Origin of the sequence: Aeromonas sp. R1-2 (genome assembly GCF_040908505.1) — a bacterium.
GTDB classification, from domain to species: domain Bacteria; phylum Pseudomonadota; class Gammaproteobacteria; order Enterobacterales; family Aeromonadaceae; genus Aeromonas; species Aeromonas veronii.
Window position 1 is genome coordinate 1 of record NZ_JBFODU010000021.1, and the last position, 20,394, is coordinate 20,394.

Below are 20,394 nucleotides of genomic sequence, written 5' to 3' on the forward strand. Positions count from 1 at the left end.
AGCGAGTAATCGCGCTGTGTCCGTTTCACACCTTGTCCCATCGGGTTCTCCATTTATTGGGGGGAAAGGTGTAAACCATATTCAGGACGGGACACTGCGCAGCAAAAAGCCCGTCGTGATGACGGGCTTTTTTATGAAGCAGAACCTCAAAACAGCATGGTGGCTTACCACCACCCCAACAGATTGCGGCCTACCAGCGCGCCCCATACCAGAGCGTTCAGGGCCAGCGCAATAAAGACGGCGGCGGAGCCCAGATCCTTGGCACGACCGGAGAGCTCGTGATGCTCGGAGCCAACCCTGTCTACCACAGCTTCAATGGCGGAGTTGAGGATCTCGACGATCACCACCAGCCAGCTGATGACGATAAGCAGCAGGATCTGGTTGAGAGAATCCCCCAGCCAGAAGGCCAGCGGCATCAGCAGCAGGATCAGCATCAGCTCCTGCCGAAACGCCGCCTCGTTAATCCAGGCTGACTTGAGCCCCTTCATGCTGTAACCGGTTGCGTTGATGATGCGGGTGACCCCGGTTGCCCCTGGCTTTGCCACGCTATCTACCTCATTTGGAATCGATTTTGGCCTCACATCCTATCAGAGCCCCCCAAGGTTTCAATCAGGGGACTTTTGCTTTATTTTATCCCTTTGCTTTTTCGCCCCTTGCGGCTGACACCACCCACTCGAGACTTGAGTTGTATGTCCATTCACACAGATGAATTGCGCACCCGTCGCCTGGAGTCACTGATCACTCCGAGCGAGCTTGCACACGCGTTTCCGATCACCGATACCATTGCCCAGAATCTGCTGGATGCCCGTCGCGAAGTGGAAGCCATTCTGGCCGGAGACGATCAGCGCCTGCTGGTCATTGTCGGCCCCTGCTCTATTCATGATCCCGCTGCTGCTCGCGAGTATGCCCAGCGCCTCAACGCCCTGCGCGAGCAGTATAAAGAGAGCCTCTGCATCGTGATGCGCACCTATTTCGAGAAGCCGCGTACCATCGTCGGCTGGAAAGGGCTCATCAACGATCCGCGCCTCGATGGCAGCTTCGACGTCAACGAAGGGCTGAAACTGGCGCGCAAACTGCTGGTCGACATCAACGAGATCGGCATGCCCACCGCCACCGAATTCCTCGATATGGTGACCGGCCAGTATATTGCCGACCTCATCACCTGGGGCGCCATCGGCGCGCGTACCACCGAATCCCAGGTACACCGCGAGATGGCCTCGGCTCTCTCCTGCCCGGTTGGCTTCAAGAACGGCACCGACGGCAATACCCGCATCGCCATCGATGCGGTGCGCGCCGCCCGTCACAGCCACATCTTCTATTCGCCGGACAAGGACGGCAAGATGACCATCTACCGCACCGCCGGTAACCCCTTTGGTCATGTGATCCTGCGTGGTGGCCACCGCCCCAACTACGACACCGCCAGTGTCGATGAAGCGTGTGAAGCGTTGGCCGATGTGGGCCTGCCGGAGCGTCTGGTGGTCGATTTCAGCCACGGCAACAGCATGAAGGATCACCGCCGTCAGCTGCTGGTGGCGCAAGATATCTGCGATCAACTGCGCCGCGGCCGTACCGGCATCGCCGGCATCATGGCAGAAAGCTTCCTGGTGGAAGGGCGTCAGGATGTGGAGAACGGCTGCGCCGCCACCTTCGGCCAGAGCATCACTGATGCCTGCCTGTCATGGAGCGACACCGAAACCCTGCTGGCGATGCTGGCAGAGGCTGCACTGGTACGCCTTGCCAAGCGGCAAGCCTGAGCCCCGATGACGAATATCGGCTGGCAGATAGTCCCCCTCGACGAGACGCTGCTGGCGCAGTGGGCAACCCTGCGCCAGCAGCTGTGGCCGCACCACGCACTTTCGGCCCACCTGCAGGAAGGGGTTGAGATATTGGCCAATGCACATCTCAACGCCTTTCTGGCGCTGGATGAACAGAGTCAGGCGGTAGGCTTTGCCGATGCAGCCCTGCGCCACGATTACGTGAATGGCTGCAACAGCAGCCCTGTGATGTATCTGGAAGGGGTCTATGTGCAACCGGCCTCGCGCCAGCGTGGGGTGGCCCAAGCCTTGATCGCTCAGGTGGCGCAGTGGGGCCGCGAGCTGGGTTGCCGGGAACTGGCCTCCGATGCCGCCATCGACAATCTTGCCTCGCAGCAGATGCACCAGCGACTCGGCTTTGCCGAAACGGAGCGAGTCGTATTCTTCAAAAAGGCCCTCGGCTGACGCCAAGGGTCTTTCTTGTTTCTCACAGGCTCGGCATAAACCAGACCCGACCCGCCGCTTCGATGCGGTCGGTGCGGATCTGGAATACCTGTGCCAGCAGCGCCTCATCCACCAGCTCGACACCCCCTTCGCGCACCACCGAGCCCTGTTGCAGGCAGAGAATGCGGTCGGCCCAGTCGATGGCCAGATTGATATCGTGGATGGCGAGCACCACCAGCAAACCCTGAGCGGCCAGGGTTTTCAGCAAGCGCAATAGCGCCAGCTGGTGATGCAGGTCGAGCCCCGCCAGCGGCTCGTCCAGCAGCAACACCTTGCCGGTCGGATTGAGGCTCGGCCACACCTGCAGCAGGGTGCGGGCAATCAGCACCCGCTGCTGCTCGCCCCCCGACAACCGGCTGAAGTCACGAGCCAGCAAAGCTTCCAGCTCCAATGCCTCGCACAATGCATTTATCACCTCGTTCTGTCTGGCGGGCGCAACCGCCTCATCGAACCCCAGGCTCAACACCTGAAACACCGGAATATGAAACAGCTGGGGCTGACGCTGGGGCAGCATGGCGCGCCGTTTGGCAAGCTCGGGCCAACTCAGGTCAGTAAGCACTTTCCCCCCCAGCAGCACTGTGCCATCGGCGGGTAAAATCCCCGCCAGCGCCCCGAGCAGGGTCGACTTGCCGCTGCCATTGGGGCCAAGCAGCGCCACCAACTGGCCGCCATGCCAGCGGATATCTAGGGGAGAGAGCCGTCCGGCAATGGCGAGTGCGCGCGCCTCCAGCAGCGGCGCAGCAGCACGAGAAGAAACCGGCATGGTATCAGCGGGTGACATCGGCATCTTGCCTCAACAACGGGTAAATAAGGAGACTGCGCGCCCCGACCAAATCATGCAGATATTTATGCAGCACCATCGGCAGTTTGCCTCAATAGCAGGTAGATAAAGAGCGGCGCCCCCACCGAGGCGGTGATGACGCCGATAGGCAACTCCCCCGCGCTCAGGGTGGATCGAGCAACCAGATCGGCCGCCAGCAGCAGGGCCCCGCCGCCAAGCGCCGAGGCAGGCAGCAGAAAGCGCTGATCGCTGCCACCGCAGAGCCGCAGCAGATGGGGCACCACCAACCCGACAAAGCCGATGACACCACACAACGACACCGCCACACCGGTCAGCAGACAGACCGCCAGCACCAGCCGCACCCGCATCTTGTCGACATCCATTCCCATCAGGCGGGCCTGGGTCTCCCCCAGCAGCAACTGTTGCAGCGCCTTGCCCTGCCAACAGAGCCAGCCCAGGGTGAGCGGCAGCACCAGCCACCACCAGCCAAACTGCTGGCTGCCGTAAGAGAGGCTCCCCATCATCCAGAACATGAATTCACGCAAGGAGCCATCGTCGGCAAAGTACATCAACCAGGTCATGGCGGCATTGGTAAGAATACCGATGGCGACGCCAAACAACAGCAAGCGAGCATGACCGAGACGCGCCTGGCGAGCCAGCCGAATGAGCAGCATGGTCACCAGCAAGGCGCCACCGAAGGCCGCCAGCGACAGCCCCCAGCCGGGCAGATAGAGGCCGAGGGACTTGGCCACCGCCATCGCCACCATGGCGGCCAGTCCTGCCCCGCTCGAGACACCAAGCAGCCCGGGCTCCGCCACCGGATTGTGCAGCATCACCTGCAATACGGCGCCGCCACAGGCAAGGGCTGCGCCAGCCAATAGGGCCAGCAAAGCACGGGGTAGCCGCAGCTCCAGCAAGATGCGCTGTTCGAGATCGCCAAGGGGCTGCCAGGGCAGCAGCACAAACTCGCCCCAGACGAGGGAGAAGAGAAACAGCAGCAGGGTCAGCAGCGTCAGGCCACAGAGCCAGCGCCGCTGCCAGCGCTGCTGGCGGGCGATAAGGGAGAGGTACAAGGAGGATCCCCGAATAACAAGGCTTCCCCCCGGCCCTGTCGCAGCGCCGGGGGAGAAGCAGGAAAAAGGCATGATAACAGTGGCTTGCCACCCAAGGTCAAGGCTGGTAACGCTTGGCCATCACGCTTATCTCGCCGCTGGCCACCAGATTTTGCAGCGCCACCAGCAAGGGCTGGCGCAGCGACTGGTGAGGTGAGTGCTTGCTCATCCCCAGATAGAGGGTCACCGGCGTGGCGGGGCGGTAGTCCGCCTTGCCTATCCGGCTGGCATTTCCCTGACTCAGGGCATAGTCCACCTGACAGTCGGTGCCAATCATCAGCGGCAGGTGACCGCGCTGCACCATGCGCAGCAGCTGATCTTCGGTGGGTACTCCGTGCTTGTCGAGGCGGCTGTCACTGTTGAAGGGCTCAAAGTAGGCGGAGTTGAGCACATAGCCCACCTTCACCCCCTGCAGATCGCGGTATTGGTGGATCCGGGCCACATTGACCGGCTGACCATAAAACGCGGGCCAGCACTGGTAGTAGGCAGGCTGCAGATAGTCGATAAACTGCGCCCGCTCGGCGGTATAGGCGAGGCCAATCATCAGATCGACCTGACCGGTCTGCATCTGCTTGAGCGCCCTGCCCCACGGCATCCGCCGTACCTGCAACTCAATGCCGCTCGCCTGTTGCAACCGGCGCAGGATGTCCATGTCGAGCCCCTGCAACCGGCCATCCGCTTGCAGGATGCGAAATGGCGGCCACAGATCGGTGGCCACCGTCAGCGTCGGGGCCGCACGCACCGGCATGGCAAATAACAGTAACAACACTATCCCGCATAACTTGCCCATCCCGTCGCATACCTCGCACGGCTTATCCTGTTGGTTAAAAATACCCTCCCGCACCACGTATGAAAACCCGTGGTTCAGGGATAAAATGCGCCGGATTTTCAAGGAGAACCCTATGAACCCGATTTTCACCAGTATCGGTCTGCTGCTCTGCAGCAACGTCTTTATGACCTTCGCCTGGTACGCTCACCTCAAGAGCATGAACCATAAACCCTGGATCATTGCCGCCCTGGTGAGCTGGGGTATCGCCCTGTTCGAATACCTGCTGCAAGTGCCCGCCAACCGCATCGGCCATACGGTGATGAGCGTGGGCCAACTTAAAATCCTGCAAGAAGTGATCACACTCACCGTATTCGTCCCATTCTCTATCTTCTATCTCAAGGAAGATCTGAAATGGGACTATCTCTGGGCAGGGCTCTGCATTCTCGGTGCGGTCTTTTTTGTCTTTCGCGAGAAACTGACCGGCGCCTGAGGCTGTACACTCAATATCATCCCGCTCATGGCATCTCATTGATCGACGAGGCAAAAAAATGGAATTGCGAGACATGTTACAGATCCTGGCCAAGCAGGATGGCTCAGACCTCTATCTGTCGACCGGCGCGCCCCCCTGCGCCAAGTTTAACGGCGGCCTGCGCCCCCTCAACGAAACGCCGCTGGAGCCGGGGGAAGTGGCGCGGATCGCCGCCGATATCATGGATGGCGAGCAGAAGCAGCAGTTCGAGAAGGATCTGGAGATGAACCTCGCCATCTCCCTGCCCCAGATCGGCCGCTTTCGGGTCAACATCTTCAAGCAGCGCAACGAAGTCTCTCTGGTGGCCCGCAACATCAAGACCGAAATCCCCCGCTTTGAAGACCTCAAACTCCCGCCTGTGCTGCTCGACACCATCATGGAGAAACGTGGCCTGGTGCTGTTTGTCGGCGGTACCGGCTCGGGTAAATCCACTTCGCTGGCAGCGCTTATCGACCATCGCAACCGCAACAGCGGTGGCCACATCATTACCATCGAGGATCCGGTGGAGTTCGTTCATCGCCACCGCAAGAGTATCATCAATCAGCGGGAGGTCGGCGTGGATACCCGCAGCTTCCACGCAGCCCTGAAAAACACCCTGCGTCAGGCGCCGGACGTCATTCTTATCGGCGAGATCCGCGATCGCGAGACCATGGAACATGCGCTGGCCTTCTCCGAAACCGGCCACCTTGCCATCTCCACCCTGCACGCCAACAACGCCAACCAGGCGCTGGATCGCATCATCAACTTCTTCCCGGAAGAGCGCCGCCCCCAGCTGCTCAACGATCTGGGCAACAACCTCAAAGCTTTTGTCTCCCAGCGGCTGGTGAAAACCACCGATGGCGGTCGCCGGGCCGCAGTGGAGATCATGCTCGGCACCCACACCATCCGCGACATGATCAAGCGCGGTGAATTTGGCGGCCTCAAAGAGGTGATGGAGAAATCCAAGGCCCTCGGTATGGTCACCTTCGACAGCGCCCTGTTTGATCTGGTAGTGGAAGGGGTAATTGAGGAAGAAGAGGCGGTGAAAAACGCCGACTCGGCCAACAACCTGCGCCTCAAGATCAAGCTGTGGAAAGAGAAGGGGCAGATTGCCAGCAGCAGCGATGCCACCGGCTGGAGCCTCGAACCCACCAAGGACGAGAAGGGCGATTTTTTCTAACTAGCCCCTCGAGAACCCCGGGCCCGCCCGGGGTTCTCTTTATCCAGCACGGCTGACCCGACTTATCCCTCAGATCACGCAGATCACAGCCAGTCAGCACCAACGGCGAACGCGCTGGCAATACGCCACATACTCGTCGCCGAAACGAGCATGCAACAGCCGCTCCTCCGGCATGATCTGGAAGCGGGTCAGCCAGGCCACCAGCACGATTGGCCCAACCCAGACCCAACTTCCACCGAGATAACAGCCCCAGGCGGCCAGCCAACAGAGCAGCCCCAGATACATGGGATTGCGGCTGACACGATAGACGCCACAGGTCACCAGACGACTGGTGTGCTGCGGTTTGGTGGGGCTGACCGTGGTCTGGTGGTGACGAAACCGTTGCAGGGCCCCAAAGCCCATGATGGCCCCCGCCACGACCAGCATAGCCATCAGCGCCATTGCCCAGATGCCGGGCTGGCTCTCCCCTCTTAGCCACCACATGGCCCCGGCACAGAGCAGGAAGATCAGCGGTGGTGGCAAACGTAACTCAAGATTGACCATTTTCTTCCCCTGACGAGTGTCGGCCGAACCCGTGTTGCGGTAGACTCCCAACCAGTCAGCGCCTGTTGAGAGTGACAAAGATCATAATAATAACAACAAGTTGTGGTTAAACCACCACCAATGTGGCCGACCCCGTCCAAACTATCCAACGCGAATAACAAAAAGGAATCACCATGCACAAGAAAACTCTGCTGGCTACCCTGATCTTCGGCCTGCTCGCGGGCCAAGCCGTTGCGGCTCCCTATCTGCCCCTTGCGACGGATCATCGCAACGGCCAGGAGCAAACCGCCAGCAACGCCTGGTTGGAAGTGGATCTGGGCGCCTTTGAACACAATATCCAGACCCTCAAGGATCGTCTCGGTGACAAGGGCCCGCAGATCTGCGCCATCATGAAGGCCGACGCTTATGGTCATGGCATCGACCTGCTGGTCCCCTCCGTGGTCAAGGCCAATATCCCCTGCATCGGCATCGCCAGCAACGAAGAGGCGCGCGTCGCCCGCGAGAAGGGCTTTACCGGCCGTCTGATGCGGGTGCGTGCTGCCACCCCGGATGAAGTAGAGCAGGCCCTGCCCTACAAGATGGAGGAGCTGATCGGCAGTCTGGTGAGTGCCCAAGGTATCGCCGATATCGCCCAGCGCCACCACACCACCATTCCGGTTCATATCGCGCTCAACTCCGCCGGCATGAGCCGCAACGGCATCGACCTGCGTCTGGCCGATGCCAAGCAGGATGCGCTGGCCATGCTCAAGCTAAAGGGGATCACCCCGGTCGGCATCATGACCCACTTCCCGGTTGAGGAAAAAGAGGACGTCAAGATGGGACTGGCCCAGTTCAAACTGGACTCCCAGTGGCTGCTGGAAGCGGGCAAGCTGGATCGCAGCAAGATCACCATCCACGCCGCCAACTCCTTCGCCACTCTGGCCGTGCCGGACGCCTACTTCGACATGGTGCGCCCGGGCGGCCTGCTCTACGGTGACTCCATCCCCTCCCACACCGAATACAAGCGGGTGATGGCATTCAAGACCCAGGTCGCCTCGGTCAACCACTATGCAGCGGGCAACACCGTCGGTTATGACCGCACCTTTACCCTCAAGCGTGACTCCTGGCTCGCCAACCTGCCGCTGGGCTACTCCGACGGTTATCGCCGCTCCCTGAGCAACAAGGCCTATGTGCTGATCCAGGGTCAGAAGGTGCCGGTGGTCGGCAAGACCTCCATGAACACCATCATGGTGGACGTGACCGACCTGAAAGGGGTGAAACCCGGCGACGAGGTGGTGCTGTTTGGCCGTCAGGGTGAAGCCGAAGTGAAACAGGCGGATCTGGAGGAGTACAACGGCGCCCTGCTGGCGGACATGTACACCATCTGGGGCTACACCAACCCCAAGAAGATCAAACGCTGATAAGACGATATGAAAAAGGGCTCCCGCGGGAGCCCTTGTTGTTATTGCTTAATTGTCTGCCGCGCTCAAGCGGCCTTTTTACGGGTCACAAACAGACTCAGCCCCATGGATGCCAGCAGGATCAATGCAACTACGCCCAGTGCGATACCGGTCGGGATCTTGAAGATATCCAGCAGTAGCATCTTGACCCCGATAAACATCAGGATCAGCGCCAGACCGTATTTGAGCAGGGCGAAGCGATCAGCCACACCGGCCAGCAGGAAGTACATGGCACGCAGACCCATGATGGCGAAGATGTTGGAGGTCAGCACGATGAAGGGATCCGTGGTCACCGCGAAGATGGCCGGGATACTGTCCACCGCGAAGATGAGATCGCTCACCTCCACCAGCACCAGAATGAGCAGCAGCGGAGTGGCATAGCGCACACCGTCACGCCAGACGAAGAACTTCTCCCCTTCCAGGGTCTCGGTCACCTTGAAGCGACGGCGCATCCAGCCTAGCAGCGGATTGTTGGCCAAGTCAGGCTCCTTGTCGGCCGCCCACAACATCTTGGCACCGGTCAGCAGCAGGAAAGCGCCGAACAGGTAGAGGATCCAGTGGAACTGCTCGATGAGCCAACTGCCCGCGAACACCATACCGGCACGCATCACGATGGCACCCAGCACCCCGTAGAGCAGCACCCGGCGCTGCAGCTCGGCCGGAATGGCAAAGTAGCCGAACAGCATCAGCCAGACGAATACGTTGTCCACTGCCAGCGCTTTCTCGATGAGGTAGCCGGTAAGGAACTCCAGCCCCTTCTGATTGGCGATTTCACGGCCCGCGCTGTGATCCAGCCAGAGCCAGATAGCCAGGTTGAAGAGCAGCGCCACGCTGACCCAGATGAGGGACCAGACACCCGCCTCTTTGAGGGACACCTTGTGTGACTTGCCGCCACCGACAAAGCGTATGTCTATCCATAACAGGACCAGCACTATGCTGAAGAAACCGGTCCACATCCACCATTCACCCATTTTCACTTCTCCCAAAAACGACAAAACCCACGACCGAGAGGCGTGGGTTTGCGTTTGGAGCAGATACACCTTGCCTCTCGGCAAGGTCTCACTTACAGCTGATTTGCATCAACTGCCCGGCTGCCGGGTGCACTGCAGGAAATGGGTGCACCGTAATGACGACAAACCGGCGAGAAGTTACTCCCCTTGTTGCGCGGATAGTAGCAGCGGTAAAAGATAACGCCAAGAGGCATCTTCACTACCGCCAGAAATAAATCGGGGCCCCATCAAGGAGCCCCGCAAACAGGTTCAACACATCCCCATCAGAGCGGATCGACCTTGAGGCAGGAGACCGCGTGATCGAAGTTACCCTCCAGCACAGGGCGGGTCTTGGCACACTCGGGGCCAGCCACCGGGCAGCGGGTGCGGAACATGCAGCCTGACGGTGGATTCATCGGCGATGGCAAGTCCCCCTCCAGGATCTGGATCACCTTGTTGCGCTCCAGCTCAGGGTCCGGGATTGGCACCGCTGACATCAGCGCCTTGGTGTAGGGATGCAACGGGTTGGCAAAGATCTCCTTGCGGGTCCCCAGCTCAACGGCGTTGCCCAGATACATCACCAGCACCCGATCGGAGATATGCTTGACCACCGACAGGTCGTGGGCGATGAAGATAAGCGACAGCCCCATCTCCTTTTGCAGGGATTTGAGCAGGTTAACCACCTGCGCCTGAATGGATACGTCCAGTGCCGAGACCGGCTCGTCGCAGATGATCATCTTGGGCTCGAGGATCAGTGCCCGGGCAATCCCGATCCGCTGGCACTGGCCGCCGGAGAACTCGTGGGGATAGCGGTTGACCAGGTTGGGCAACAACCCCACCTTGCTCATCATGGCGCGCACCTTCTCCTTCACCTCTTCCCGTGGCAGGTTGGGATAGAAGGTGATGAGCGGCTCGGCAATGATGTCGCCAATGGTCATGCGAGGGTTCAGAGAAGCCAGCGGGTCCTGGAAGATCATCTGGATCTCTTTGCGCTTCTCGCGCAGGGCATTCTGATCGAGCTTGGTAAGGTCGTCACCCAGCCACACCACCTTGCCATCGGTGGCCGGTACCAGACCGATGATGGCACGGGCAAAGGTCGATTTGCCGCAGCCGGACTCCCCCACCACACCGAGGGTTTCACCCTCATAGAGACGCAAGGTCACGCCATCGACCGCCTTGAGGTCGGACGGTTTGGCCCAGGGCCACGCCTTGCCACTCTTGATACTGAAGTGGACCTTGAGGTCAGACACTTCCAACAGCAATTTTTTGTCGGCACCCATTTAGTTGGCCCCCTTGTTCATGGCATCCGAAACCCAGTGGCAAGCACGCTCACGACCGTCGTTGAACGGGGTCAGGATCGGTGACTGCTGGCCGCAAATCTCGCTCACACGATGGCAACGCTCCTGGAAGGGGCAACCGGTGGGCAGACGCAGCAGGTTGGGTGGATTGCCCGGGATGGTTGGCAGCACCTCCCCTTCGGTATCGAGGCGGGGAATGGCGCGCAGCAAACCTTCGGTGTAGGGGTGGCTCGGGCGATAGAAGATATCGTCTACCTTGCCGTACTCCATGGTACGACCGGCATACATCACCAGCACCTTGTTGCAGATACCGGCGACCACGCCAAGGTCATGGGTGATCATGATAATGGCGGTGTTGAACTCGCGCTTGAGCTCGTTCATCAGAGTCATGATCTGGGCCTGTACGGTCACGTCGAGTGCGGTGGTCGGTTCGTCGGCGATCAGCAGTTGCGGCCGGCAGAGCAGCGCCATGGCGATCATCACCCGCTGACGCATACCGCCGGAGAACTCGTGGGGATACATGCCCATCCGCTTGCGTGCTTCGGGGATCTTCACCGCATCGAGCATCCGTACCGACTCTTCGAACGCTTCCGCCTTGCTCACCCCTTTGTGCAACATCAGCACTTCCATCAGCTGATCCTGCACCTTCATGTAGGGGTTGAGCGAGGTCATGGGGTCCTGGAAGATCATGGCGATCTTCTCGGAGCGGATCTTGTTGAGCTTGGACTCCGGCAGGTTGAGGATCTCCTCACCTTGAAACTTGGCGGAACCGGTAATAATGCCGTTTTTGGCCAGCAGCCCCATGATGGCAAAGGCCGTCTGGGATTTGCCGGAGCCGGACTCGCCGACGATCCCCAGGGTTTCACCCGCAGAGAGAGAAAAGTTGAGGTCGTTGACCGCCACCACATTACCGTCCGGGGTCTTGAACTCGACCCGCAGATCTTTCACATCCAGTAACTTCATATAAAAACTCCTTATCGATCTTTCGTGATGCTTTCCTGTCGATCCGATACTCGATTAACGATCTTTCGGATCGAGGGCGTCACGCAGACCATCCCCGAGGAAGTTGAAGCAAAACAGGGTCACCACCATAAAGCAGGAGGGGAACAGCAGTTGCCAGATGGCCACTTCCATCGACTTGGAGCCTTCATCCAGCAGGGCACCCCAGCTGGTCATCGGTTCCTGAACCCCAAGGCCCAGGAAACTCAGGAAGGATTCAAACATGATCATCCCCGGCACCAGCAAGGTGGCGTAGACGGCCACGATACCGAGTACGTTCGGTACGATGTGACGGGTGATGATCTTCCACTTGGAGACGCCACAGACGTGGGCTGCCTCGATAAACTCCTTGCTCTTGAGGCTCAGGGTCTGGCCCCGCACGATCCGCGCCATGTCGAGCCAGCTCACCGCCCCGATGGCGATAAAGATGAGCGCCAGATTGCGGCCAAAGAAGGTGACCAGCATGATGACAAAGAACATGAAGGGGAAGGCGTTGAGGATCTCCAGTACCCGCATCATCAGGCTGTCGACCCGCCCGCCGATAAAACCGGAGGCAGCGCCATACAAAGTACCGATGATGACCGCCACCATGGCGCCCATGATGCCGACCATCAGGGAGATGCGCCCGCCCAGCAGGGTGCGCACGAACAGATCGCGCCCCAGACTGTCGGTACCAAAGTAGTGACCCGCTTCCATATCCGGCGGCGACTGCATGGCGCCCCAGTCCGGATCGTCAAAGGTGTATTGGGACAAATGGGGGCCAAAGATGACCGCCAGACCGATGATGGTCAGAATGATCAGGCTGGTCAGTGCCGCCTTGTTGCGCAGGAAACGGCGACGGGCATCCTTCCACAGGGAGCGCCCCTCCACCACTTCCACTTTTTGCGCGAACGCCTCGACGGCATCGCGTTTTTCAGTTGAAACAACCATGATGAACTCCCGAATTAGTAACGGATCTTGGGATCGATAAAGGCGTAGAGAATATCGACCACAGCGTTAAAGGTGATGGTGAGGGCGCCGACCAGAATGGTCAGACCGAGCACCATGGAGTAATCACGGTTAAGGGCACCGTTGACGAACAGCTGGCCGATCCCCGGCAGGCCGAAGATGGTCTCGATCACCACGGAACCTGTGATGATGCCGACAAAGGCCGGGCCCAGATAGGAGACCACCGGCAACATAGCCGGACGCAGCGCGTGTTTCAGGATGATGTGGCGCAGCGGCAAGCCCTTGGCACGGGCGGTACGGATGAAGTTGGAGTTCATGGTCTCGATCATGCTGCCCCGCATGATCCGCGAGATGGCAGAGATGTAGTACATCATCATGCCGAACACCGGCAGCACCATAAACTGGATGCCACCACCCTGCCATCCACCGGCAGGGAACCAACCCAGATGAATACTGAAAAACAGCACCAGCAAGGGCGCCAGCACAAAGCCCGGGATCACCACCCCGGCCATGGCCGACGACATCAGTAGATAGTCGATGATGGTGTTCTGTTTCAGTGCCGCTATGGTGCCGAAGGTGACCCCCAGCAGCACGGCGAAGAAGAAGGCCGTGGTCCCGATCTTGGCGGAAACAGGCAGCGCCTGGCTCACCAGATCATTGACGGTGAAATCCTTGTATTTGAAAGAGGGGCCCAAATCACCCTGCACCAGGTTGCCCAGGTAGGTGAGATATTGCATGCCAATGGGTTTGTCGAGACCATATTTGGCCTCGATGTTGGCGATGACTTCGGGGGGCAGTGAACGCTCGCTGGTAAAGGGGTTACCCGGGGCGAAACGCATCATGAAGAAAGAGACGGTGATCAAGACCAGCAGAGTCGGGATCGCTTCCAATAGCCGTTTAAAAATGAATTTCAACATAGACATTTCCTGTCCTGTACTGCTTCCAAATGGTCGCGGTTGTAATAAAGGCCCGCCGTCCGGCGGGCCCTGCTTGTTATGCGACTTGTTGCTTTAAATCAGTGAGCAATGATGTACATATCTTTGCTGTAGAGGTTATCCAGCGGGTTGGCCGGATAGCCGCCTACATAGGGTTTGACCATACGGGCAGTCACGTACTGGTAGATGGGGGCAATCGGCATGTCCTTGGCCAGGATCTCTTCAGCCTGGACGTAGAGCTTGTTACGGGCCGCCACATCGACCTGATCACGGGATGAATCCATCAGCTTGTCGAACTCCGGATTGGAGTACTTGCCGTCGTTGTTACCGTGGGTGGTCTGCATCAGATCCAGCATGGAGGAGGCTTCGTTGTAGTCGGCGATCCAGCCGGCACGACCTACGTCAAACTGACCCTGTTTCTTGGTTTCCAGGTAAGTTTTCCACTCCTGGTTGACCAGGCTCACCTGCACGCCCAGCTTCTTCCACATGGATGCCACGGCCACAGCCACTTTCTTGTGGTTGTCGTCGGTGTTGTAGAGCAGCTCGAACTTCAACGGCTTGCTGGCATCGAAACCGGCCTCTTGCAGCAGCGCCTTGGCCTTGGCATCACGCTCGGCCTGGGTCATCTTAGACCACTCGGGCGCTACCGGCTTGAAGCCATCGACGAAGTCCGGCACCAGGGTGTAACCCGGCGTCTGACCCTGCCCCATCACCTTGTCGGCGATCACGTCGCGATCGATGGCATAGGAGAGCGCAGTACGGACGCGCACATCGTCAAACGGCTTCTTCTTGACGTTGTACTGGTAGTAGTAAGTACCAACATAACCGGTCACTTTCAGCTCGTCCGGCTTCTCTTTCTTCATCTGCTTGAAGCGCTCGATGGGCATCTGATAGGTGATGTCCACTTCGCCCGCCAGATAGCGGCTCAGGTCGGCGTTGGTAGACTGGATGGGCAGATAGACCACCTTGTTGATGACGGTCTTGCCATCGTTCCAGTAGTGCTTGTTGCGCTCCACTTCGACGCGCTCGTTCACCACCCAGTTCTTCAGGGTATAGGCACCGTTGGATACCATATTTTCCGGCTGGGTCCACTTGTCACCGAACTTCTCGATCACCTTCTTCGGTACCGGATAGGTGGTGGTGTGGGAGAGCATGCTGACGAAGTAAGGGATCGCTTTCTCGAGCTGCACTTCGAAGGTGTAGTCGTCGGTCGCCTTCACGCCCAGCGTATCAGCCGGCTTTTTACCTGCGATGATCTCGGAGGCATTGGCAATGGTCGGGATCTCCAGATACCAGGAGTAAGGAGAGGCAGTTTTCGGATCAACGGCACGCTGGAAAGCAAAAACGAAATCGTGGGCAGTAACCGGGTCACCGTTGGACCACTTGGCATCTTTGCGCAGGTGGAAGACGTAGTGCTTGTTATCCTTGGTTTCCCAGGATTCAGCCACAGCCGGGAGAATTTCCCCTTTCGGGCCGGATGCGACGAGACCTTCGAACAGGTCGCGCAGGATATTGGATTCGACCGTTCCTTCGGTCTTGTGCGGGTCAAGGGTCGCAGGCTCGGAGCCGTTGCCTTTTACCAATTGCTGGACTTCAGCCAGCTTGGTTCCCGCCGGGACATCAGCAGCCTGAGCCACATTGACGCCACCAAACAGTGCAGCCACCAGCAATGTGTTAATCATTGTTTTTTTATGAGTCATTTCCCTACTCCAACAAGAACATTCCATGCATTTTTTAAAGTGACGGGGTTAAAACCCGCTCCCAGCATAATTCCCTGCCAATTCCGATAATGCAACAGATATTGTCAGGGTAATCGTCATTTTCTGGTCAAAAAATCAGCTAGCATGCGCTTTTTCAGTATTAAAACACCAGCAAAGCGCTCATTTTTCACACAAACGACCGATTCTAGAAAAGACCGAACAAAAAGCAACCAATAAAAAGCCGGTCACGAGGACCGGCTTTCATAAAGCGGAGCTGGCTCACATCAGGCTGGGGAAAACCCCCTTGATACCGGCCACCATGATCTCGATACCCAGCGACATCATGATAAGACCCATGATACGGGTCACCACGTTGATGCCGGTGTTGCCCATGATCTTGAACAGCAGCGGCGCGGCGCGGAAGATGAGCCAGGAGCAGAAGGAGAAGACCACGACAACCACTGACATGCCGAGCAGCTGCTGCCAGTGGCTCTGGCTGGCATAGACAATCACCGAGGAGATGGCACCGGGGCCTGCCATCAGCGGCAGCGCCAACGGCACCACGGCGATAGACTCGCGCACCGCCAGTTCGCCCTTCTCCTGTTTGTTGTGCTTCACTTCGCCCAGCTTGCCCTGCAGCATCGACCAGGCAATCAGGGTAATCAGCGACCCACCGGCGATCCTGAACGATGCCAGCGAGATGCCAAACCCATCGAGGATCAACTGCCCCATATACATGGAGACCAGCAGGATCACCATCACCGCGATATTGGCGGTGGTATTGGTTTTCATCCGCTCGGCCTGAGTATGGTGGCTGGTCAGGCTGACAAACACCGGCAACAAACCAAGCGGGTTGATAATTGCGAACAAACCGACAAAAAACTTCAGATACAACGAGACGTCAATTGCTGCCATAGGCGCCTTCCAATAGAGTTTCGGGCCCAGCGGGCCAGTCCATTAATTTCGTGCGTAAATTTACATCATAGCCAGAGCGGGCACCAATCAAATAATCTCACCATTTTGAGGGTTTTTTAGTTAGTTCATCTAATGCATCCGCGCTAACTGGCATAAACCGATGCCAAAAGCCCTTTCTACCGCCCGACACGCGCCAGAAAAGTGAGCGCAACCCTGCTTAATCATGACCAGAGAGTCCGACGATGACAGACCGAATGACCAAGCGACTCGAGAGAATCCAGGCTTTGCCTTCCCACTATTTCAGGCCAGACATCACTTCATTGACTCGGCAAGAGAGCCACAATGCAAAAACCGGGAAAGGGGGCAGAAATGGCCCCCTTGGGGAATAAAGCGGATTAGTCATGGATTAAAACAACAATCATTTTTGCAACAAACGCTGGAATAAAGTGCGTTTGTCGGTGATTTTGAAACCAATTCACTCATATTTGCTAACCTATACCGCCAAAATAGCTCTGCAATCCTATGACCAAGTGCAATTAACCACTTGATAAATGTGGTTTATTACCCTGCGTTAACAAGTCTCTCGCCTTTCCCTTTGATGCACATTCCGATAACATCAGTCAAACAAGGATTGTGAAATAAAATTTCTTTTGTTCTTTTGTTACACATGATCCAGATCAAGTTTTTCTGAGTCAGCCCCGCTCTATAATCGACTCAGAAAGCGATTTAGTAAGGCATGTGAAAAAGCTGTTGCAACGATACCGTCTTGACAGGGCGACTATAATTGCCGGGCATTGCCAACGTCTTACTAAACAGTTTTCAAATAATCAGGAGATAAACATGGCAGTAACCAATTTGGCTGAACTGGATGCACTGGTCGCCCGCGTTAAGGAAGCCCAGCGTGAATTCGCCAGCTTCTCTCAAGAGCAGGTAGACAAGATCTTCCGTGCCGCCGCCCTGGCCGCCAACAACGCCCGTATCCCCCTAGCCCAGATGGCCGTGGAAGAATCCGGTATGGGTATCATCGAAGACAAGGTTATCAAGAACCACTTCGCCTCCGAATACATCTACAACAAGTACAAAGACGAGAAGACCTGCGGCATTCTGAGCGAAGATGATCAGATGGGTACCATCACCATCGCCGAGCCGGTAGGTATCATCTGTGGTATCGTTCCGACCACCAACCCGACCTCCACTGCGATCTTCAAATCCATGATCGCGCTCAAGACCCGCAACGCCATCATCTTCTCCCCGCACCCCCGCGCCAAGAACTCCACCAATACCGCTGCCAAGCTGGTACTGGATGCCGCTGTTGCCGCCGGTGCACCGAAAGACATCATCGGCTGGATCGACCAACCGTCTGTTGAGCTCTCCAACGCCCTGATGAAGCACGAAGACATCAACCTGATCCTGGCCACCGGTGGCCCGGGCATGGTGAAAGCAGCCTACTCCTCCGGTAAGCCTGCTATCGGTGTGGGTGCCGGTAACGTACCTATCGTTATCGACGAAACCGCCGATGTTAAGCGTGCCGTTGCCTCCATCCTGATGTCCAAGACTTTCGATAACGGCGTGGTCTGTGCTTCCGAGCAGGCAGTCATCGTTGTTGATGCCATCTACGACCAGGTTAAAGAGCGCTTTGCATCCCACAAGGGCCATGTGCTCTCCAAAGAAGATGCTGACAAGGTACGTAAAGTCATCCTGATCAACGGTGCCCTGAACGCCAACATTGTTGGCCAGCCAGCTACCAAGATTGCCGAGATGGCAGGCGTAACTGTACCGGCTGATACCAAGATCCTGATCGGTGAAGGCGTCAAGCTGTGTGCAGAAGATGAGTTTGCTCACGAGAAATTGTCCCCGCTGCTCGGTATGTTCCGTGCAAGCAGCTTCGAAAACGCCGTTGATATGGCCTGTGACATGGTCAACATCGGTGGTATCGGCCACACCTCAGGTCTGTACACCGACCAGGACCGCAACGCTGACCGCATCAAGTACTTCGGCGACAAGATGAAGACCGCGCGTATCCTGATCAACACTCCGTCTACCCAAGGCGGTATCGGTGACCTGTACAACTTCGCAATGGCACCGTCCCTGACCCTGGGTTGCGGCTCCTGGAGCGGTAACTCCATCTCCGAAAACGTGGGTCCGAAGCACCTGATCAACAAGAAGACAGTCGCAAAACGGGCAGAAAACATGCTGTGGCACAAACTTCCGAAATCCATCTACTTCCGTCGTGGTTCCCTGCCGATCGCTCTGAGCGACCTGGAAGGTAAAAAGCGTGCCATGGTCGTAACTGACCGCTTCCTGTTCAACAACGGCTACGCCGATGAACTGGTCAGCCTGCTGAAAGCACAGAATATGGACGTGGAAGTGTTCTACGAAGTAGAAGCTGACCCGACCTTGGCTGTGGTTCGCAAGGGTGCCGAGATGGCCAACTCCTTCAAACCGGACGTTATCCTGGCGCTGGGCGGTGGTTCACCGATGGATGCTGCCAAGATCATGTGGGTGATGTACGAGCACCCGAACACTGCGTTCGAAGATCTGGCCATGCGCTTCATGGACATCCGCAAGCGTATCTACAAGTTCCCGAAAATGGGCGTGAAGGCCGAACTGGTCTGTATCACCACCACTTCCGGTACCGGCTCTGAAGTCACTCCGTTTGCGGTAGTAACCGATGAAGTGTCTGGTCAGAAGTATCCGCTGGCTGACTACGAGCTGACCCCGAACATGGCCATCGTCGACGCCAACCTGGTCATGGGCATGCCGAAGTCCCTGTGTGCCTTCGGTGGTATCGATGCCGTGACTCACGCCATGGAAGCCTATGTTTCCGTACTGGCTAACGAGTACTCCGACGGCCAGGCGCTGCAAGCCCTGAAAATGCTGAAAGAGTACCTGCCGTCCAGCTACCAGAACGGTGCCAACGACCCGATCGCTCGTGAGAAGGTGCACAATGCTGCCACCATCGCCGGTATCGCGTTCGCCAACGCCTTCCTGGGTGTGTGCCACTCCATGGCTCACAAACTGGGTGCCGAGTTCCACATTCCGCACGGTCTGGCTAACGCCCTGCTGATCAGCAACGTCATCCGCTACAACGCGAACGACAACCCGACCAAGCAGACTGCGTTCTCCCAGTACGACCGTCCGCAGGCTCGTCGTCGTTACGCCGAAGTTGCTGACCACCTGGGTCTGACTGCTGCCGGTGACCGCACCGCCGCCAAGATCGAGAAGCTGCTGACCTGGCTGGACGAGCTGAAGGCTACCCTGGGTATCCCGGCCTCTATCCGCGAAGCTGGCGTGACTGAAGCTGACTTCCTGGCCAAGGTTGACCAGCTGGCTATCGAAGCTTTCGATGACCAGTGCACCGGCGCCAACCCGCGCTACCCGCTGATCAGCGAGCTGAAGCAGGTTCTGCTGGACTCCTACTACGGTCGTCCGTTCACCGAAGCCGCTCCGGTAACTGCTGCCCCGGTTGAAGCCAAGGTTGAAGGCAAGAAGAAATCCAAGGCCTGATAACCGGTCCTGAGATAACAAGCCCGCGCACTGCGCGGGCTTTTTTTATCTGCTATGTCCCTTCCTGAATATGGTTTACACCTTTCCCCCCAATAAATGGAGAACCCGATGGGACAAGGTGTGAAACGGACACAGCGCGATTACTCGCTGACTTTTAAACTGGCACTGGTCGAGCAGATTGAAAAAGGCGAGCTCACCTACAAACAGGCTCAGGTGCGTTATGGCATTCAGGGCCGCTCCACCGTTCTGGTATGGTTGCGTAAACATGGTCGGCAAGATTGGAGCCAGGGGGCTTCTGTACGTGCTGGCAGGAGCATCACCATGCCTGACCCCGACAACCAGACGCCAGAACAGCGCATCAAGGAACTCGAGCAGCAGCTGGCGCTGATGAGTCAGAAGGCCCAGTTCTTTGAGGCCATCGTCGATGTACTGAAGAATGACTACGGCGTCTCCATCGTAAAAAAGCGACCCGGCAAGTCCTCTCGCAGCGGCAAGTCGAAAGGCTGACCATTG

General features: G+C 57.8%; 18 protein-coding genes and 1 pseudogene. 7 read left to right on the forward strand and 12 right to left on the reverse strand.

The features are described 5' to 3' along the window. Positions 1–164 precede the first annotated feature (164 nt). Positions 165–545, reverse strand: a complete 381-nt coding sequence (locus tag AB5Y76_RS08580; RefSeq protein WP_005337641.1) for a diacylglycerol kinase — start codon at positions 543–545, stop codon at positions 165–167. Between the two features lie 144 nt (positions 546–689). On the opposite strand from AB5Y76_RS08580, the gene AB5Y76_RS08585 reads away from it, so the two are divergent. Next, a complete protein-coding gene (locus AB5Y76_RS08585; protein ID WP_005353109.1) occupies positions 690–1,754 on the forward strand; it encodes a 3-deoxy-7-phosphoheptulonate synthase in 1,065 nt (354 codons plus the stop codon). A 6-nt stretch (positions 1,755–1,760) separates the two neighbouring features. Then, on the forward strand, positions 1,761–2,219 hold the full coding sequence (aac(6'), locus tag AB5Y76_RS08590; protein ID WP_088869320.1) for an aminoglycoside 6'-N-acetyltransferase: 459 nt from the start codon (positions 1,761–1,763) through the stop codon (positions 2,217–2,219). Positions 2,220–2,241: 22 nt separating this feature from the next. Here the strand turns inward: aac(6') and AB5Y76_RS08595 are convergent, their stop codons facing one another. From AB5Y76_RS08595 to AB5Y76_RS08605, 3 genes are all read right to left on the reverse strand, one after another. Then, on the reverse strand, positions 2,242–3,039 hold the full coding sequence (locus AB5Y76_RS08595) for an ATP-binding cassette domain-containing protein (RefSeq protein WP_263719240.1): 798 nt from the start codon (positions 3,037–3,039) through the stop codon (positions 2,242–2,244). A gap of 65 nt (positions 3,040–3,104) precedes the next feature. Further along, positions 3,105–4,112, reverse strand: coding sequence for a vitamin B12 ABC transporter permease BtuC (gene btuC, locus AB5Y76_RS08600; RefSeq protein ID WP_263719236.1), 1,008 nt, complete (start codon positions 4,110–4,112; stop codon positions 3,105–3,107). Between the two features lie 97 nt (positions 4,113–4,209). Continuing rightward, the gene (locus tag AB5Y76_RS08605; protein ID WP_021230624.1) at positions 4,210–4,941 is read right to left on the reverse strand and encodes an ABC transporter substrate-binding protein; all 732 of its coding nucleotides are present in this window, start codon (positions 4,939–4,941) and stop codon (positions 4,210–4,212) included. Positions 4,942–5,053: 112 nt separating this feature from the next. Between AB5Y76_RS08605 and AB5Y76_RS08610 the strand changes: the two genes are divergently transcribed. Further along, a complete protein-coding gene (locus tag AB5Y76_RS08610; RefSeq protein ID WP_005337656.1) occupies positions 5,054–5,410 on the forward strand; it encodes a DMT family protein in 357 nt (118 codons plus the stop codon). A 58-nt stretch (positions 5,411–5,468) separates the two neighbouring features. Further along, on the forward strand, positions 5,469–6,608 hold the full coding sequence (gene tapW / locus AB5Y76_RS08615; RefSeq protein WP_263719237.1) for a type IVa pilus ATPase TapW: 1,140 nt from the start codon (positions 5,469–5,471) through the stop codon (positions 6,606–6,608). A gap of 93 nt (positions 6,609–6,701) precedes the next feature. Here tapW and AB5Y76_RS08620 read toward each other — a convergent pair whose 3' ends face one another. Next, entirely contained in the window at positions 6,702–7,151 is a 450-nt protein-coding gene (locus AB5Y76_RS08620; protein WP_129503678.1) for an isoprenylcysteine carboxylmethyltransferase family protein, read from the reverse strand. Positions 7,152–7,324: 173 nt separating this feature from the next. On the opposite strand from AB5Y76_RS08620, the gene alr reads away from it, so the two are divergent. After that, positions 7,325–8,551, forward strand: coding sequence for an alanine racemase (gene alr / locus AB5Y76_RS08625; protein ID WP_021230622.1), 1,227 nt, complete (start codon positions 7,325–7,327; stop codon positions 8,549–8,551). A gap of 65 nt (positions 8,552–8,616) precedes the next feature. On the opposite strand, the gene AB5Y76_RS08630 is transcribed toward alr, so the two are convergent. The 7 genes from AB5Y76_RS08630 to AB5Y76_RS08660 all read right to left on the reverse strand — a co-directional run bounded on the left by AB5Y76_RS08630 (position 8,617) and on the right by AB5Y76_RS08660 (position 16,374). Further along, entirely contained in the window at positions 8,617–9,561 is a 945-nt protein-coding gene (locus AB5Y76_RS08630; RefSeq protein WP_005337664.1) for a TerC family protein, read from the reverse strand. Positions 9,562–9,863: 302 nt separating this feature from the next. Further along, positions 9,864–10,859 (reverse strand): murein tripeptide/oligopeptide ABC transporter ATP binding protein OppF, encoded by a 996-nt coding sequence (gene oppF, locus AB5Y76_RS08635; protein WP_263719238.1) that lies wholly within the window; start codon positions 10,857–10,859, stop codon positions 9,864–9,866. Beyond that, the gene (locus tag AB5Y76_RS08640) at positions 10,860–11,840 is read right to left on the reverse strand and encodes an ABC transporter ATP-binding protein (RefSeq protein ID WP_005337668.1); all 981 of its coding nucleotides are present in this window, start codon (positions 11,838–11,840) and stop codon (positions 10,860–10,862) included. It lies immediately after the preceding gene. A 54-nt stretch (positions 11,841–11,894) separates the two neighbouring features. Next, on the reverse strand, positions 11,895–12,806 hold the full coding sequence (gene oppC, locus AB5Y76_RS08645; RefSeq protein WP_263719239.1) for an oligopeptide ABC transporter permease OppC: 912 nt from the start codon (positions 12,804–12,806) through the stop codon (positions 11,895–11,897). 14 nt (positions 12,807–12,820) lie between these two features. Then, a complete protein-coding gene (gene oppB, locus AB5Y76_RS08650; RefSeq protein WP_005337672.1) occupies positions 12,821–13,741 on the reverse strand; it encodes an oligopeptide ABC transporter permease OppB in 921 nt (306 codons plus the stop codon). 98 nt (positions 13,742–13,839) lie between these two features. Continuing rightward, positions 13,840–15,459: an ABC transporter substrate-binding protein gene (locus AB5Y76_RS08655; protein WP_005337675.1), complete on the reverse strand. Its 1,620-nt coding sequence runs from the start codon at positions 15,457–15,459 to the stop codon at positions 13,840–13,842. Between the two features lie 279 nt (positions 15,460–15,738). Next, positions 15,739–16,374, reverse strand: coding sequence for a YchE family NAAT transporter (locus AB5Y76_RS08660; protein WP_005337678.1), 636 nt, complete (start codon positions 16,372–16,374; stop codon positions 15,739–15,741). 840 nt (positions 16,375–17,214) lie between these two features. On the opposite strand from AB5Y76_RS08660, the gene adhE reads away from it, so the two are divergent. Further along, a complete protein-coding gene (gene adhE, locus AB5Y76_RS08665; RefSeq protein WP_368177710.1) occupies positions 17,215–19,881 on the forward strand; it encodes a bifunctional acetaldehyde-CoA/alcohol dehydrogenase in 2,667 nt (888 codons plus the stop codon). 108 nt (positions 19,882–19,989) lie between these two features. Further along, positions 19,990–20,394, forward strand: a pseudogene (locus AB5Y76_RS08670) (IS3 family transposase); the annotation flags it as partial.

Coding starts and splice junctions, on each gene's coding strand:
- adhE (WP_368177710.1), top strand. CDS start 17,215: ATGGCAGTAACCAATTTGGCTGAACTGGATGCACTGGTCGCCCGCGTT.
- AB5Y76_RS08640 (WP_005337668.1), bottom strand. CDS start 11,840: ATGAAGTTACTGGATGTGAAAGATCTGCGGGTCGAGTTCAAGACCCCG.
- AB5Y76_RS08630 (WP_005337664.1), bottom strand. CDS start 9,561: ATGGGTGAATGGTGGATGTGGACCGGTTTCTTCAGCATAGTGCTGGTC.
- AB5Y76_RS08605 (WP_021230624.1), bottom strand. CDS start 4,941: ATGGGCAAGTTATGCGGGATAGTGTTGTTACTGTTATTTGCCATGCCG.
- AB5Y76_RS08610 (WP_005337656.1), top strand. CDS start 5,054: ATGAACCCGATTTTCACCAGTATCGGTCTGCTGCTCTGCAGCAACGTC.
- AB5Y76_RS08655 (WP_005337675.1), bottom strand. CDS start 15,459: ATGACTCATAAAAAAACAATGATTAACACATTGCTGGTGGCTGCACTG.
- AB5Y76_RS08585 (WP_005353109.1), top strand. CDS start 690: ATGTCCATTCACACAGATGAATTGCGCACCCGTCGCCTGGAGTCACTG.
- alr (WP_021230622.1), top strand. CDS start 7,325: ATGCACAAGAAAACTCTGCTGGCTACCCTGATCTTCGGCCTGCTCGCG.
- AB5Y76_RS08620 (WP_129503678.1), bottom strand. CDS start 7,151: ATGGTCAATCTTGAGTTACGTTTGCCACCACCGCTGATCTTCCTGCTC.
- AB5Y76_RS08595 (WP_263719240.1), bottom strand. CDS start 3,039: ATGTCACCCGCTGATACCATGCCGGTTTCTTCTCGTGCTGCTGCGCCG.
- oppF (WP_263719238.1), bottom strand. CDS start 10,859: ATGGGTGCCGACAAAAAATTGCTGTTGGAAGTGTCTGACCTCAAGGTC.
- AB5Y76_RS08660 (WP_005337678.1), bottom strand. CDS start 16,374: ATGGCAGCAATTGACGTCTCGTTGTATCTGAAGTTTTTTGTCGGTTTG.
- tapW (WP_263719237.1), top strand. CDS start 5,469: ATGGAATTGCGAGACATGTTACAGATCCTGGCCAAGCAGGATGGCTCA.
- oppB (WP_005337672.1), bottom strand. CDS start 13,741: ATGTTGAAATTCATTTTTAAACGGCTATTGGAAGCGATCCCGACTCTG.
- oppC (WP_263719239.1), bottom strand. CDS start 12,806: ATGGTTGTTTCAACTGAAAAACGCGATGCCGTCGAGGCGTTCGCGCAA.